This is a genomic window from Streptomyces sp. TLI_171 (assembly GCF_003610255.1).
Classification (GTDB): domain Bacteria; phylum Actinomycetota; class Actinomycetes; order Streptomycetales; family Streptomycetaceae; genus Kitasatospora.
In genome coordinates this window covers 2,609,889-2,623,979 of record NZ_RAPS01000001.1, presented here as the reverse complement: position 1 = coordinate 2,623,979, position 14,091 = coordinate 2,609,889, and the positions used below count along the sequence as shown (strand labels likewise).

At 71.3% G+C, this 14,091-nt stretch carries 11 protein-coding genes; 10 read left to right on the top strand and 1 reads right to left on the bottom strand.

Annotation, left to right across the window (positions count from 1 at the left end):
• Positions 1-21 precede the first annotated feature (21 nt).
• The gene (locus BX266_RS11890; RefSeq protein ID WP_099899200.1) at positions 22-2,661 is read left to right on the top strand and encodes a valine--tRNA ligase; all 2,640 of its coding nucleotides are present in this window, start codon (positions 22-24) and stop codon (positions 2,659-2,661) included.
• Positions 2,662-2,922: 261 nt separating this feature from the next.
• Positions 2,923-3,453, top strand: a complete 531-nt coding sequence (locus BX266_RS11885; RefSeq protein WP_099899198.1) for a hypothetical protein — start codon at positions 2,923-2,925, stop codon at positions 3,451-3,453.
• A 90-nt stretch (positions 3,454-3,543) separates the two neighbouring features.
• Here the strand turns inward: BX266_RS11885 and BX266_RS11880 are convergent, their stop codons facing one another.
• Positions 3,544-5,076, bottom strand: a complete 1,533-nt coding sequence (locus tag BX266_RS11880) for a chitinase (protein WP_259464660.1) — start codon at positions 5,074-5,076, stop codon at positions 3,544-3,546.
• A 206-nt stretch (positions 5,077-5,282) separates the two neighbouring features.
• Here BX266_RS11880 and BX266_RS11875 point away from each other — a divergent pair, with 206 nt between their 5' ends.
• From BX266_RS11875 to rodA, 8 genes are all read left to right on the top strand, one after another.
• On the top strand, positions 5,283-6,674 hold the full coding sequence (locus tag BX266_RS11875; RefSeq protein WP_099899196.1) for a folylpolyglutamate synthase/dihydrofolate synthase family protein: 1,392 nt from the start codon (positions 5,283-5,285) through the stop codon (positions 6,672-6,674).
• A 6-nt stretch (positions 6,675-6,680) separates the two neighbouring features.
• Entirely contained in the window at positions 6,681-7,034 is a 354-nt protein-coding gene (locus BX266_RS11870) for a DUF4233 domain-containing protein (protein ID WP_099899194.1), read from the top strand.
• 85 nt (positions 7,035-7,119) lie between these two features.
• Complete coding sequence (gene ndk / locus BX266_RS11865; RefSeq protein WP_099899192.1) at positions 7,120-7,533, top strand: nucleoside-diphosphate kinase; 414 nt, start codon at positions 7,120-7,122, stop codon at positions 7,531-7,533.
• 376 nt (positions 7,534-7,909) lie between these two features.
• Positions 7,910-8,935, top strand: coding sequence for a rod shape-determining protein (locus BX266_RS11860; RefSeq protein WP_099907720.1), 1,026 nt, complete (start codon positions 7,910-7,912; stop codon positions 8,933-8,935).
• Positions 8,936-9,009: 74 nt separating this feature from the next.
• Complete coding sequence (mreC, locus tag BX266_RS11855) at positions 9,010-9,945, top strand: rod shape-determining protein MreC (protein ID WP_099899190.1); 936 nt, start codon at positions 9,010-9,012, stop codon at positions 9,943-9,945.
• 2 nt (positions 9,946-9,947) lie between these two features.
• Positions 9,948-10,589 (top strand): rod shape-determining protein MreD, encoded by a 642-nt coding sequence (gene mreD / locus BX266_RS11850; RefSeq protein ID WP_259465083.1) that lies wholly within the window; start codon positions 9,948-9,950, stop codon positions 10,587-10,589.
• A 21-nt stretch (positions 10,590-10,610) separates the two neighbouring features.
• On the top strand, positions 10,611-12,845 hold the full coding sequence (mrdA, locus tag BX266_RS11845) for a penicillin-binding protein 2 (protein WP_099899187.1): 2,235 nt from the start codon (positions 10,611-10,613) through the stop codon (positions 12,843-12,845).
• Complete coding sequence (rodA, locus tag BX266_RS11840) at positions 12,842-14,041, top strand: rod shape-determining protein RodA (RefSeq protein WP_099899185.1); 1,200 nt, start codon at positions 12,842-12,844, stop codon at positions 14,039-14,041. The genes mrdA and rodA overlap by 4 nt, the downstream gene beginning before the upstream one ends.
• Positions 14,042-14,091 lie beyond the last annotated feature (50 nt).

The following is a 14,091-nucleotide window of genomic DNA, read 5'->3' as shown; positions in this document are numbered from 1 at the left end:
GGCATCCGTAAACTGTGCGTCGTGACCGACACGACGAACCAGCGCCCCGCGAGCTCCAACCCCGGGGACGACGCAGCCACCCTCCCGACGACCTACGCCCCGGCAGAGGTAGAGGGCGAGCTGTACGAGCGCTGGGTGGAGCGCGGTTACTTCACGGCCGACGCGAAGAGCGAGAAGCCGGCGTACACCATCGTCATTCCGCCCCCGAACGTCACCGGTGCGCTGCACCTCGGCCACGCCTTCCAGCACACGCTGATGGACGCGCTGACCCGCCGCAAGCGGATGCTCGGCTTCGAGGCGCTCTGGCTCCCCGGCATGGACCACGCGGGCATCGCCACCCAGAACAAGGTGGAGCAGCAGCTCGCCGAGTCCGGCCTGTCCCGGCACGACCTGGGCCGGGAGGCCTTCGTCGACAAGGTCTGGGAGTGGAAGGAGAACTACGGCGGGCGGATCCTCGGCCAGATGCGCCGCCTCGGCGACGGCGTCGACTGGTCGCGCGAGCGCTTCACCATGGACGAGGGCCTCTCGCAGGCCGTCCAGACCATCTTCAAGAAGCTGTTCGACGACGGCCTGATCTACCGCGCCGAACGCATCATCAACTGGTGCCCGCGCTGCCTGACCGCGCTCTCCGACATCGAGGTGGAGCACAAGGACCGGGACGGCGAGCTGGTCTCGATCCGTTACGGCGAGGGCGAGGACTCGCTGGTCGTCGCCACCACCCGGGCCGAGACGATGCTGGGCGACACCGCGGTCGCCGTCCACCCGGACGACGAGCGGTACAAGCACCTGGTCGGCCGCAGCATCAAGCTGCCGCTGACGGACCGTGAGATCCCGGTCGTCGCCGACGAGCACGTCGACCCGGAGTTCGGCACCGGCGCGGTCAAGGTGACGCCGGCCCACGACCCGAACGACTTCGCCATCGGCCAGCGCCACGGCCTGCCGAACCTGACGGTGATGGACGAGCGCGGCAACATCACCGTGCACGGCCCGTTCCTCGGCCTGGACCGCTTCGAGGCCCGCTCGGCCGTGGTCGGCGCGCTCCGCGAGCAGGGCCGGATCGTCGCCGAGAAGCGCCCGTACGAGCACTCGGTCGGGCACTGCTCGCGCTGCCACACCGTGGTCGAGCCGCGCCTGTCGCTCCAGTGGTGGGTCAAGGTCGAGCCGCTGGCCCGTGCCGCGGGCGACGCGGTCCGCGACGGCCGGGTCGAGATCCACCCGAAGGAGCTGGAGCGCCGCTACTTCGACTGGGTCGACAACATGTACGACTGGTGCATCTCGCGCCAGCTGTGGTGGGGCCACCGGATCCCGGTCTGGTACGGCCCGGACGGCGAGGTCGTCTGCGTCGGACCGGACGAGCAGCCGCCGACCGGCGAGGGCTGGCACCAGGACCCGGACGTCCTGGACACCTGGTTCTCCTCCGGCCTGTGGCCGTTCTCCACGCTCGGCTGGCCGGAGAAGACCCCGGACCTGGAGAAGTTCTACCCGACCGACGTCCTGCTGACCGGCCACGACATCATCTTCTTCTGGGTCGCCCGAATGATGATGTTCGGCCTGTACGCGATGGACGGCCAGGCCCCGTTCAAGACGGTCGCCCTGACCGGCCTGGTCCGCGACGAGTTCGGCAAGAAGATGTCGAAGTCGTCCGGCACCGCCGTCGACCCGCTGGACTGGATGGACGCCTACGGCGCCGACGCCGTCCGCTTCACCCTCGCCCGCGGCGCCAACCCCGGCGCCGACGTGCCGATCGGCGAGGACTGGGTCAAGGGCTCCCGGAACTTCTGCAACAAGATCTGGAACGCCACCCGCTTCGCGCTGATGAACGGAGCCACCGTCGAGGGCGGGCTCCCGGCCGCCGAGGAGCTCACCTCGGTCGACCGCTGGATCCTGTCGCGCCTCAACGCGACCGTGGCCGAGGTCGACGCGCTGTACGAGGACTACGAGTTCGCCAAGGTCTCGGACGCGCTCTACCACTTCGCCTGGGACGAGGTCTTCGACTGGTACGTCGAGCTCTCCAAGACCACGCTGGCCAAGGGCGGGGCGCAGGCCGACGCCGCGCGCCGCGTCCTCGGCGAGGTGCTGGACGTGACGCTGCGTCTGCTGCACCCGATCGTCCCGTTCGTCACCGACACCCTGTGGACCACGCTGACCGGCGCCGAGTCCCTGGTGGTGGCCGAGTGGCCGAAGGACTCCGGGTTCCGTGACGCGGCCGCCGAGGCCGAGGTCGCCACGCTCCAGCAGGTGGTCACCGAGGTCCGCCGCTTCCGTTCCGACCAGGGCCTGCAGCCCGCGCAGCGGGTCCCCGCCCAGCTGGAGCTGGGTGGCACGGTGCTGGCCGTCCACGAGGACGCGATCCGCTCGCTGCTGCGGCTGACCGTCCCGGAGGCCGGCTTCGCGGCCACCGCCTCGCTGCCGGTCGCGGGCGCGACGGTGGCGCTCGACCTGTCCGGCACCATCGACGTCGCCGCGGAGCGCAAGCGCCTCGCCAAGGACCTCGCGGCCGCCGAGAAGGAGAAGGCGCAGGCCACCGGCAAGCTCGGCAACGAGGCCTTCCTGGCCAAGGCGCCGGACGAGGTGGTCGCCAAGATCCGCACCCGGCTGGAGGCCGCCGAGGCCGACATCGTCCGGATCACCGCCCAGCTCGCGGCGCTGCCGCAGGCCTGACGCACCGTCGAGGGCCGCCGCTCCGCACTGCGGGGCGGCGGCCCTCGGGCATTTCCCGACGGCCTGTCAATTTCCGTGGCCGCGCGTCGCCGCACCGGTTTCGCACCGGCTATTCGCCGCGCATTCGCCGGCAATTGGCGACGCGCGCCAATTGGAATGCATTCCACCGCCGATCCCCGCGCGTTCAGCGAACTTCGCACATCGGATGTGTACGGTGGGCGGAGTTCCCATTCGGGCGGGGCGACGAACGGAGGCACACGCATGGTGGCGACCAGGGAGTTGGCCGACGAACTTCCGGACGAACTTCCGATGGAAGAGGTGGAAGCGGCCAAGGCCCGGGCGGCGACGCTGCTGCTGGCATTCCGGCACGGAAACCAGCTCGCCTTCGACACCGAGCTGGACCTGCTGCTCGCCGAGCACGCCGAACGCGAGGTGGCCACCCTGCTGGTGTGGATCGCCGCCGAGGCCGTCCGCAAGGCCTACGCCCCCGCGGTCGCGGACCGGGTGCTGCGCGGCCTCGCCCGGCGCGTCCCGCAGGAGACCTCCCAGGTCGCGGTGGACGAGGAGGCGGCGGGTGCCGCGCTGCTGCTGGAGGCCGTCGCGGCCGGGAACGTCGACCGGGTCCGTTCCCTGGTGGCCGGCACGCCCGACACCACCTACCTGCTCGGGGGCCTGGTGCAGGCGGTCGCCATGATGCTGCCGCTGCTGCCCGACGGCGAGGCCGAGGAGATCGCCGCCGAGCTGCGCCGCCGGCACGGCGGCCGGCTGCCCACGCCCCGCACCACGTACTGACGGATCGTCACTGCTGCGCGGCCGCAGCAGCGGTCACCGCTGCGCCGCCCGGCGCGGAGTCGCGAACGGCCCCGGGCCGGGCGGCGTCGGTCACGGCATCGCGTGCAGGTGCGACCCGATGGTGTTGGCGACCGGGTTGCCCGCGGTGGCGTCCCAGTTGGTGGACCAGGTCATCGCGCCGCCGATCGCCGGCCAGGTCTGACTCGGCTTGAAGCTCCCGCAGTTGGTGCCGGAGGCCAGGCAGTCCAGGGCCGCGTTCACCACCGAGGGGCTGGTGTAACCGCCGCCCGCCGCGCTGGTGGAGGCGGGGACGCCCAGGCCGACCTGGTCGGCCCGCAGACCGCCCTGCAACTGGATGCAGGCCAGCCCGGTGAGGAAGTTCTCGGTGCCCTGCGCGTACACGCCGCCGTCGCAGCCGAGCATCGTGCCGCTGTTGTAGTACTGCATGTTGACGATGGTCAGGATGTCCTTGGTGGCCAGCGCCAGCTTGAAGTACTCCCCGCCGGTGGACTGCATGTCGATGGTCTGCGGGGCCATGGTCAGCACGAAGCCGGAGCCGACCTTGGACTGCAGCGAGTGCAGCGCCTGCGCCATGTAGGTGGAGTTGACGCCGTTCTCCAGATCGATGTCGATCCCGTTGAAGCCGTAACTCTGGATCAGGCTGTAGGCCGAGTCGGCGAAGTTGGTCGCGGCCGCGGAGCTGGCCACCGAGACGGTGCCGTTCTGCCCGCCGACCGAGATGATCACCTTCTTGCCGGCCGCCTTCTTGGCCGCGATGTCCGCCTTGAACTGCGCGTCGGTGTAACCGTTCAGCTTGGACGACAGGGTGGGGTCCAGCGTGAAGGAGATCGCGCCCTGGGTGCTGGTGGCGTCCGCGAAGGCCACCGCGATGACGTCGTACGCGGCCGGGACGTCACTGATCCGCTGCGGGGTCGCGCCGTTGTAGAAGTTCTGCCAGTAGCCGGTCAGCAGGTGCTTCTTCGACGGCGGCGTGGTCGGCGAGCTGCTCGGGGACGGGGACGCCGAGGTGCTCGGCGACACGCTGGGCGATGGGGAGGCCGAGCTGCTGGCGGTCTGGCTGGGCGATCCGACGCCCGGGCCGACCAGCGAGACCTTGTCCACCAGGAACGGCGCCTGGCCGTACCAGCCGTGGAACCACACCGACACCGAGGTGGTGGCCGCGCCGGTGGTGAAGGTGGAGGTCAGGGTGTTCCAGCCGGTGTTGGAGCTCCAGGTGGACGGGTCGGTGCCGCCGGTGCCGGTGACGCCCGCGAACACGTACGAGCCCTGCACCACGGAGGTCAGGGTGTACGTCGAGTTGGGCTGCACGGTCACCGTCTGGCTGCAGTTGGCGTAGTCCGAGCCGGCCGGGCTGCCCTGCAGGTCCCAGCCGGTGGCCGAGTTGTTGACCGCGGCGACGGTGGGGCCGCAGACCCACGGGCTGATGTGGTTGCCGGAGGCGAAGTCGCCGTTGGCGACCACGTTCACGTTGGGCAGGGCCGCCGCCTCGGCGGTGGCCGAGCCGGAACCGGCCATCACCAGGCCGACCAGCCCGAGCGAGGCCGCCGTCAGCCCGGCGAGCAGTGCCCGCGCGGGGCGCGGACTGTTCTGTGGTGCACGCATGCCATCTCCATGTGGGGGAGTGTCGATGGGGGTGCGGTGCGGGGAGCGTGGAACCAGGGAGCGCGGAGCTGGGGAGCGACTCACACGGTGGAGTAGACCAATTGCGGTGTCAAGAGGGCCTGTCGGCGCTCCGTGGGCGGATGACCGGTCCGGGGTCGCTCGGGGTGCCGTCGGGGGAGCGGGGGAGAAGTCCTTAGACTGGCGGGGTGAGCGACAAGGCCGAGCCCAACCCCTACACCGTCCGTCCCGCCGATGCCGGCGGCGCCGACTCCGAACTGCGCACCGTCGAGGCCGAACTGGCCACCCGGTGGCCGGAGAACAAGCTGGAGCCCTCGCTGGTGCGGATCGAGGCGCTGATGGACATCCTCGGCCAGCCGCAGCGCTCCTACCCCTCGATCCACATCACCGGCACCAACGGCAAGACCTCCACCGCGCGGATGGTCGAGCAGCTGCTGAACGCCTTCGAACTGCGCACCGGCCGCTACACCTCCCCGCACGTGGAGTCGGTCACCGAGCGGATCAGCCTGGACGGCACGCCGATCACCCCCGAGCGGTTCGTCGAGACCTACCGGGACATCGAGCCCTACGTGCAGATGGTCGACGCCGCGCAGCCCGTCGCGATGTCCTTCTTCGAGGTGCTCACCGGCATGGCGTACGCGGCCTTCGCCGACGCGCCGGTGGACGTCGCGGTGGTCGAGGTCGGGATGGGCGGCTCCTGGGACGCCACCAACGTGATCGACGCCCAGGTCGCGGTGATCACCCCGATCGGCCTGGACCACACCGACAAGCTCGGCGACACCACCGGCAAGATCGCGGTCGAGAAGTCCGGGATCATCAAGGCCGGCGCGCTCGCCGTGGTCGCCCAGCAGCAGCTGGACGCCGCCGAGACCATCCTGCGCCGCGCCGTCGAGGTGGACGCCACGGTGGCCCGCGAGGGCATGGAGTTCGGCGTGCTGCGCCGCGAGGTCGCGGTCGGCGGGCAGCTGGTGACCCTGCGGGGCATCGGCGGCCACGAGTACCAGGAGCTGTTCCTGCCGCTGCACGGCGACCACCAGGCGCAGAACGCCGCGCTCGCGCTGGCCGCCGTCGAGGCGTTCTTCGGGATCGGCCAGGGCGGCGCCGAGCACCTCGACGAGGAGAAGGTCCGGCAGGCGCTGTTCGGCGTCTCCTCGCCGGGCCGGCTGGAGGTGGTCCGGCGCAGCCCCACCGTGATCCTGGACGCCGCGCACAACCCGCACGGAGCGCAGGCCGCGGTCTCGGCGATCGGCGAGGCGTTCGGCTTCACCAAGCTGGTCGGCGTCATCGCCACCAGCGGCGACAAGGACGTCACCGGTCTGCTGGAGGTCTTCGAGCCGATCCTGGCCGAGGTCGTCATCACCCAGAACTCCACCCACCGCGCGATGCCGGTCGACCGGCTGGCCTCGCTCGCCGTCGAGGTGTTCGGCGAGGACCGGGTGCAGGTCGAGCCGCGGCTTGACGACGCGATCGACGCCGCGGTCACCCTGGCCGAGGAGGAGGACCTCGGCGGCGCCGGCGTCCTGGTCACCGGCTCCGTCATCACGGTGGGCGAGGCGCGCCTGCTGTTCGGAAGGAAGTAGCCGCCGATGCGCACCCTGTGCTCCTCCACCCTGATCGGCGAGGCCCTGCTGATCATGTTCGCCGGCCTGGTCGCGATGAAGCTCACCGACGTCGGCGCCGGCACGGTCTGGGCGGTCAGCGCGGTGGCGATCCTGCTGTGCGTGCTGCTCTGCGGCGTGATCACCCGCCCCGGCGCGGTGTACGTCGGCTGGGCCCTGCAGCTCGCCGTGTTCGCCAGCGGGCTGGTGCTGCCCACCATGTACGCGTTCGGCGTGGTGTTCGGCGGCCTGTGGTGGTGCTCGGTGCACTACGGCCGGAAGATCGACGTCCTGAAGGCGCAGCGCGCGGCGGCCGCCGAGGCGGCCCCGGTCGCGGCCTGACCGGGCTGGTCAACGGGGCCGCCACCCGGCCGGGGTAGTGTCGGGGGCACAGTCAGGCACGACCGAACACCTCAGGAGCCGCACCGTGTCCCAGCGCACTCTCGTCCTGCTCAAGCCCGACGCCGTCAAGCGCGGCCTGGCCGGCGAGATCATCAGCCGGATCGAGCGCAAGGCCGGCTGGCGGTTCGCTGCGATGGAACTCCGCACCTTCGACCGGGCCACCCTGGAGCAGCACTACGCCGAGCACGTCGGCCGCCCGTTCTACGAGCCGCTGCTGGAGTTCATGACCACCGGCCCGTCGATCGCGCTGATCGTCGAGGGCGAGAACGTGATCCCCGGCATCCGCGCGCTGGCCGGCGCCACCGACCCGCTGCAGGCGGGCGCGGGCACCATCCGCGGCGACTACGCGACGATCACCCGCGAGAACCTGATCCACGCCTCGGACTCCGCGGAGTCGGCCGAGCGCGAGATCAAGATCTTCTTCCCCGCCCACGCCTGACCCGCGTGAGGGTTTCGTAGCGATTCGGCACCCCGGGCCCCACAACCGCGCGGGGTGCCGCACGGGGCGGGAACGTCCAGCTCAGCGGCCGGATGGGGGTCGGGGTTGCTCCCTCTGGGCGTTAATCCTCAAATCACGGAACCCCACCCTCCGACACGGCGTCCCAATGCCAGGAGAAGCCGATCCCCGCCCGGAGAATGGGCGGCATGCCGTACCCGCCGCTCGTGCTGACCGGCGTGACTACGATGGACCCCAACTCACGGGCCCGGAGCGGCTGCTCAGCCGCCGTCAGCCCTCTCGCGGGCCCGCACGGCCGGTCCGCTCACCGCCCTTGATCCGAACTCGGGAAGGCACTCGACATCCCATGGCGAACAACCTGTCGTTTCTCGGCCGGGACCTGGCGATCGACCTCGGCACCGCGAACACGCTGGTGTACGTCCGGGGCAAGGGCATCGTGCTGAACGAGCCGTCGGTGGTGGCGGTCAACACCAACACCGGCGGAATCCTCGCGGTCGGCGCCGAGGCGAAGAAGATGATCGGCCGCACCCCCGGCAACATCGTGGCGATCCGCCCGCTGAAGGACGGCGTGATCGCCGACTTCGAGATCACCGAGCGGATGCTGCGCTACTTCATCCTGAAGATCCACCGCCGCCGCTACCTGGCCCGCCCGCGCGTCGTGGTCTGCGTGCCCTCCGGCATCACCGGGGTGGAGCGCCGCGCCGTGGTCGAGGCCAGCATGCAGGCCGGTGCGCGCCAGGTGCACATCATCGAGGAGCCGATGGCCGCGGCCATCGGCGCGGGCCTGCCCGTGCACGAGCCGACCGGCAACATGGTGGTCGACATCGGCGGCGGCACCACCGAGGTGGCGGTGATCTCGCTCGGCGGGATCGTCACCGCCCAGTCGCTCCGGGTGGCCGGCGACGAGCTGGACAACGCGATCGTCCAGCACATCAAGAAGGAGTACAGCCTGCTGCTGGGCGAGCGCTCCGCCGAGCAGATCAAGATGTCGATCGGCACCGCCTTCGCCTCCGAGCTGGAGAAGGACGAGCACGCCGAGATCCGCGGCCGGGACCTGGTGTCCGGCCTGCCGAAGACCGTGGTGATCTCGGCCGCCGAGGTCCGCGAGGCCATCGACGAGCCGGTGAACTCGATCATCGACTCGGTGAAGACCACCCTGGACCAGTGCCCGCCGGAGCTGGCGGGCGACGTGATGGACCGCGGCATCGTGCTCACCGGCGGCGGCGCGCTGCTGCGCGGCCTGGACGAGCGGCTGCGCCGCGAGACCGGCATGCCGGTGCACATCGCGGAGAACCCGCTGGACTCGGTGGCGCTGGGGGCGGGCAAGTGCGTCGAGGAGTTCGAGGCACTGCAGCAGGTACTCGACGCGCAGCCGCGTCGTTGAGCAAGGCGAATCGAACTACACACCGAGCTGACTGAGCTGATGAGCACTCAGCACGAAGGGGCGGCACCGGCACCGTGAGGGACACCCGAGAGAGTCGACTGCTGCTGGTCCTGCTGGTCGCGGTCGCCTTCGCACTGATCACCGTGGACATCAAGGGCGGTGACGACTCACCGCTCGGCGGCGCCCGCCGGGCCGCCGCCTCCGCGCTCGGCCCGGTGGAGAACGCCGCGGCCGGCGCGGTCGACCCGGTCGCCGGGTACATCCGGGCGATCCGCGACGCCGGCACCCACCAGCAGCGCCTGGACCAGATCACCCGGGAGAACACCGAGCTGCGCCAGAAGCTGGCCTCCTCGGACGCCGCCTCCGGCCGCACCAAGCAGCTCGACGACCTGCTGCGCACCGCGGGCTCCGGCGGCTACACCATCAAGGCCGCCCAGGTGATCGCGATCGGCGCCGCCCAGGGCTTCTCCTGGACCATCACCATCGACGCCGGCAGCGACGACGGCCTGACCCGCGACATGACCGTGGTCGACGGCCAGGGCCTGGTCGGCCGGATCACCACCGTCGCGCCGACCACCGCCACCGTGCTGCTGGCCTCCGACCCCGGCTTCACCGCCGGCGTCCGACTGGAGGGCAGCGGCGAGATCGGCTTCGCGGCCGGCCAGGGCGCCTCCCCGATGCGGATCGAGCTGCTGAACGGCCGGGCCCAGGTCAAGGCCGGGGACCGGCTGGTCACCTTCGGCTCGCAGAGCGGCCGCCCGTTCGTCCCCGGCGTCCCGGTCGGCACCGTCAAGGAGGTGCAGGCCACCCCGGGCCAGCTCACCAAGACCATCCTGGTCGAGCCGTACGTGCAGTTCACCCGGCTCGACCTGGTCGGCGTGGTGGTCGTCCCGCCGCGCACCGACCCGCGCGACGCGGTGCTCCCGCCGGTGCCCGCCGCCTCCGCAGGCGCCGCGGGCAACCCGCAGGCGCCGATCGCCGCCGCACCGCCTGCCACCGGGGGGAACTGATGTTGCGTCCGAGCCGGATCCTGCTCTCCGCCGTCCTGCTGGTGCTCGCCCTGGTGGTCCAGGTCAGCGTCCTCGGCCGGCTCCAACTGCCCGGCGCCACCCCGGACCTGCTGATGCTGGTGGTGGTCGGCCTGGCCCTGGTGTACGGCCCGAAGGGCGGCTGCCTGATCGGCTTCTCCGCCGGCCTGCTGGCCGACCTCGCCCCGCCGTCCGACCACGCGGTCGGCCGGTACGCGCTGGTGCTCTGCCTGATCGGCTACGGCGCCGGCATGCTCCGGCCGGAGGCCGGCCGGCAGCGCTCGGCGCTCTCCGCGATCGGCGTGGTCGCGGTCGCCGCGGTGGTCTCCACCCTGCTGTACGCCACGGTCGGCGCGCTGGTCGGCGACACCGCGGCCCGGCACGTCGGCGTCACCGGCCTGGTCTTCAGCGCCCTGCTGTACGACGTGCTGCTGGCCCCGTTCACGGTGCCGCTGGTGATGCTGCTGGCCCGCCGCTTCGACGGCGACCGGGTGGTCAACGAGACGGTGCGCGGCGCGGACGGCGGCTCCGGCCTCGGCGCGCTGGCCCGCTACCGCACCACCCGGGAGGCCTCCTCCACCCCCTACAAGAAGAAGCGCGCGCTCGGCCTCGCCAAGCGCCCCTGAGCCGGGACGGAGTCCGCGCACGTGAGCAACATCCCCGAGACCGGACGGACCCGCCGGGTGACGATCCGTCTGGTCGTCCTCCAGGTGCTGGTGCTGTCGCTGCTGGCCACCCTCGGCGGGCGGCTGTGGTACCTGCAGATCCGCAACGGCAAGGAGTTCACCGCCAAGGCCCAGGGCAACCACATCCGCGAGGTGGTGGAGCCCGCCGTCCGCGGCGAGATCCTGGACGCCTCCGGGCGGATCCTGGCCGGCAACGAGACCAAGCTGGTGGTGTCGGTCTCCCGCACCTCGCTGCTGCAGCAGAAGGACCACGGCAAGGCGGTGCTGACCCGGCTGGCCGAGGTGCTGGGCGTTCCCGCCGACGAGGTGAAGAACAAGGTCCGGCTGTGCGACGCCAAGACGCCGCAGCCCTGCTGGAACGGCTCGCCGTACCAGCCGATCCCGGTCACCCAGCAGGCCACCACCCAGCAGGCGATGCAGATAATGGAACGCCGCGAGGACTTCCCCGGCGTCACCGCCCAGCCCACCGCGCTGCGCCGCTACACCGGCGCCGAGGGCGCCAGCGCCGCCCAGATCCTCGGCTACCTCTCGCCGGTCACCGACGAGGAGGTCACCAAGACCGCCGACAAGGATGGCCGCGCCCGCCGGCTGCCGTCCGACCAGATCGGCCGGGCCGGCCTGGAGTCGGTCTACGACGACGACCTGCGCGGCACCACCGGCGTCGACCGGCTGGAGGTCGACAACCTCGGCCGGGTGATCGGCAGCGCCGGCAACACCCCCGCGCAGCCCGGCAACAACCTGATCACCTCGATCGACGCGCGGGTGCAGAAGGTGGTCGAGGACCAGCTCGCCCAGGCCATGGCCGAGGCCCGCAAGGTGTACGACAAGGAGACCAGCAGCAACTACATCGCCGACTCCGGCGCGGCCGTGGTGATGGACGTGCACACCGGCCGGATCGTCGCGATGGCCAGCGCCCCCACCTACGACCCCAACCTGTGGGTCGGCGGCATCTCCGCCAAGGACTACGAGGCGCTGAACAGCAAGGACTCCAACTACCCGTTGATCAATCGGGCCATACAGGGTCAGTCCGCGCCCGGCTCCACGTTCAAGGTGATCTCCACCACCGCCGCCGTGCAGGCCGGGTACTCCCTGAACGGGCGCTACCCCTGCCCGAAGTCGCTGACCATCGGCGGCCGCGAGTTCAAGAACTTCGAGTCCGAGAGCTTCGGCGACATCACCCTGGAGAAGGCCCTGGAGGTGTCCTGCGACACCGTCTTCTACGGCCTCGCCTACGACCAGTGGATGAAGGACGGCGGCCTCAAGCCCAAGAAGGACGCGCCCGACTGGTTCTTCAAGACCGCCCACCAGTTCGGCCTGGGCGCCAAGACCGGCATCGACCTGCCGGGCGAGGTGGCCGGCCGGGTCCCCGACCGGCAGTGGAAGCAGTCGTACTACGACGCGATGAAGAACTCCTGGTGCGAGCAGGCGGCCAAGGGCGGCCACGAGTACGCCGACGAGATCGCCCGCGAGAACTGCGCCGACGGCAACCAGATGCGCGCCGGTGACATGGTCAACTTCGCCATCGGCCAGGGCGACACCCTGGTCACCCCGCTCCAGATGGCCCGGATCTACTCGGCGCTCTCCAACGGCGGCACCCTGTACCGGCCCACCATCGGCAAGGCGGTCGTCAGCCCCGACGGCACCCTGGTGCGCGACATCGCCCCGCACGAGGACGGCAAGATCCCGGCCCAGGGCCAGCTGCTGCAGTACATCGACCAGGCCACCGCGGGCGTGGTCACCTCCGGCACCGCCGCCTGGAAGTTCACCGGCGCCGGCTGGCCGCAGGGCAAGATCGAGCTGCACGCCAAGACCGGCACCGCCGAGGTCGCCGGCAAGCAGACCACCTCCTGGCTGACCACCTACAGCAAGGACTACGCGGTCGTCATGACGATCAGTCAGGGCGGCACCGGCTCCGGCGGTTCCGGCGACTCGGTGCGCCGGATCTACCAGGCGCTGTACGGCGTCGACGACAAGGGCGGCATCGACAACGCCAAGGCGCTGCTGCCGCAGCCGCAGGCCCAGCTGCCCAAGTTCAACCCGGACGGCACCGCGATCATCCAGGCCGGCTACACCTACGAGACGGGCGCCACCTTCCTGGACCCGGCCCGCCCGGCGCAGACCGACCCGGCCGCCACCGTGCTGCTGGCCGCCGTCGAACCCACCCGGGCCGGCGGGTACGGAAGGAGCCGGGCATGACCTCCTACGGTTCCTACCGCCCGGTCCGGCTGGCCCCGCAGCGCTCCTCGCTGGCCCGGGCGCTGGCCAAGGACTCCCCGCTGCGCCGGCTCGACTGGGTGATGGTCCTGGCGGCGCTGGCGCTCTCCCTGGTCGGCTCGCTGCTGGTGTGGTCCGCCACCCGCGGCCGCGACCAGCTCACCCACGGCGACCCGCAGTACTTCCTGTACCGGCACCTCACCAACCTGCTGATCGGGGTGGCGCTGTGCGGGGCGGTGATCCTGATGGGCACCCGGCGACTGCGCACCGCCGTGCCGTTCATCTACCTGTTCGTGGTCCTGCTGCTGTTCGCGGTGCTCAGCCCGCTCGGCTCGACCATCAACGGCGCGCACTCCTGGATCCAGTTCGGCGGCGGCTTCTCGATCCAGCCCGCCGAGTTCGCCAAGCTGGCGATCGTGCTCGGGATGGCGGTGGTGCTCTCCGCCCGGGTCGACGCGGGCGAGCGGGACTTCCCGCCGACCCGCAGCGTGCTCCAGGCGCTGGCGGTGGCGGCCTTCCCGATGGCCGTGGTGATGCTGATGCCCGACCTGGGTTCGGTGATGGTGATGGCCGTCACCGTGCTCGGCGTGCTGATGGCCTCCGGCGCGGCCAACCGCTGGGTGTTCGGCCTGCTGGCCGGCGGCGTGGGCGGCGCCCTCGCGGTGTGGAAGCTCGGCGTCCTCGACCAGTACCAGATCGACCGCTTCGCGGCTTTCGCCAACCCGGCCCTCGACCCGGCCGGCGTCGGCTACAACACCGCGCAGGCCCGGATCGCCATCGGCTCCGGCGGCCTCACCGGCATGGGCCTGTTCCACGGCACCCAGACCACCGGCCAGTTCGTCCCCGAGCAGCAGACCGACTTCGTGTTCAGCGTGGCCGGCGAGGAACTCGGCTTCGCCGGCGGCCTGCTGATGATCGGCCTGCTCGGCGTCATCCTGTGGCGCGCCTGCCGGATAGCGCGTCAGGCCACCGACCTGTACGGGACGGTCCTGGCGGCCGGCGCCGTCACCTGGTTCGCCTTCCAGGCCTTCGAGAACATCGGGATGAACCTCGGCATCATGCCGGTCGCCGGCATCCCGCTGCCGTTCGTCTCCTACGGCGGCTCCTCGATGTTCGCGGTGTGGATCGCCGTCGGACTGCTGCAGTCGGTGCGCTCCCAGCGGCCGATAGGGATCTAGGCGCCCAGCGCCGCACGCGTGGAAACAGTGACCCTCGGGGCTCGGCTACC

Excerpts from the sequence above, each read along its gene's own strand:
- BX266_RS11885 (WP_099899198.1), top strand. The coding sequence starts at position 2,923 with ATGGTGGCGACCAGGGAGTTGGCCGACGAACTTCCGGACGAACTTCCG.
- BX266_RS11880 (WP_259464660.1), bottom strand. The coding sequence starts at position 5,076 with ATGCGTGCACCACAGAACAGTCCGCGCCCCGCGCGGGCACTGCTCGCC.
- BX266_RS11870 (WP_099899194.1), top strand. The coding sequence starts at position 6,681 with ATGCGCACCCTGTGCTCCTCCACCCTGATCGGCGAGGCCCTGCTGATC.
- rodA (WP_099899185.1), top strand. The coding sequence starts at position 12,842 with ATGACCTCCTACGGTTCCTACCGCCCGGTCCGGCTGGCCCCGCAGCGC.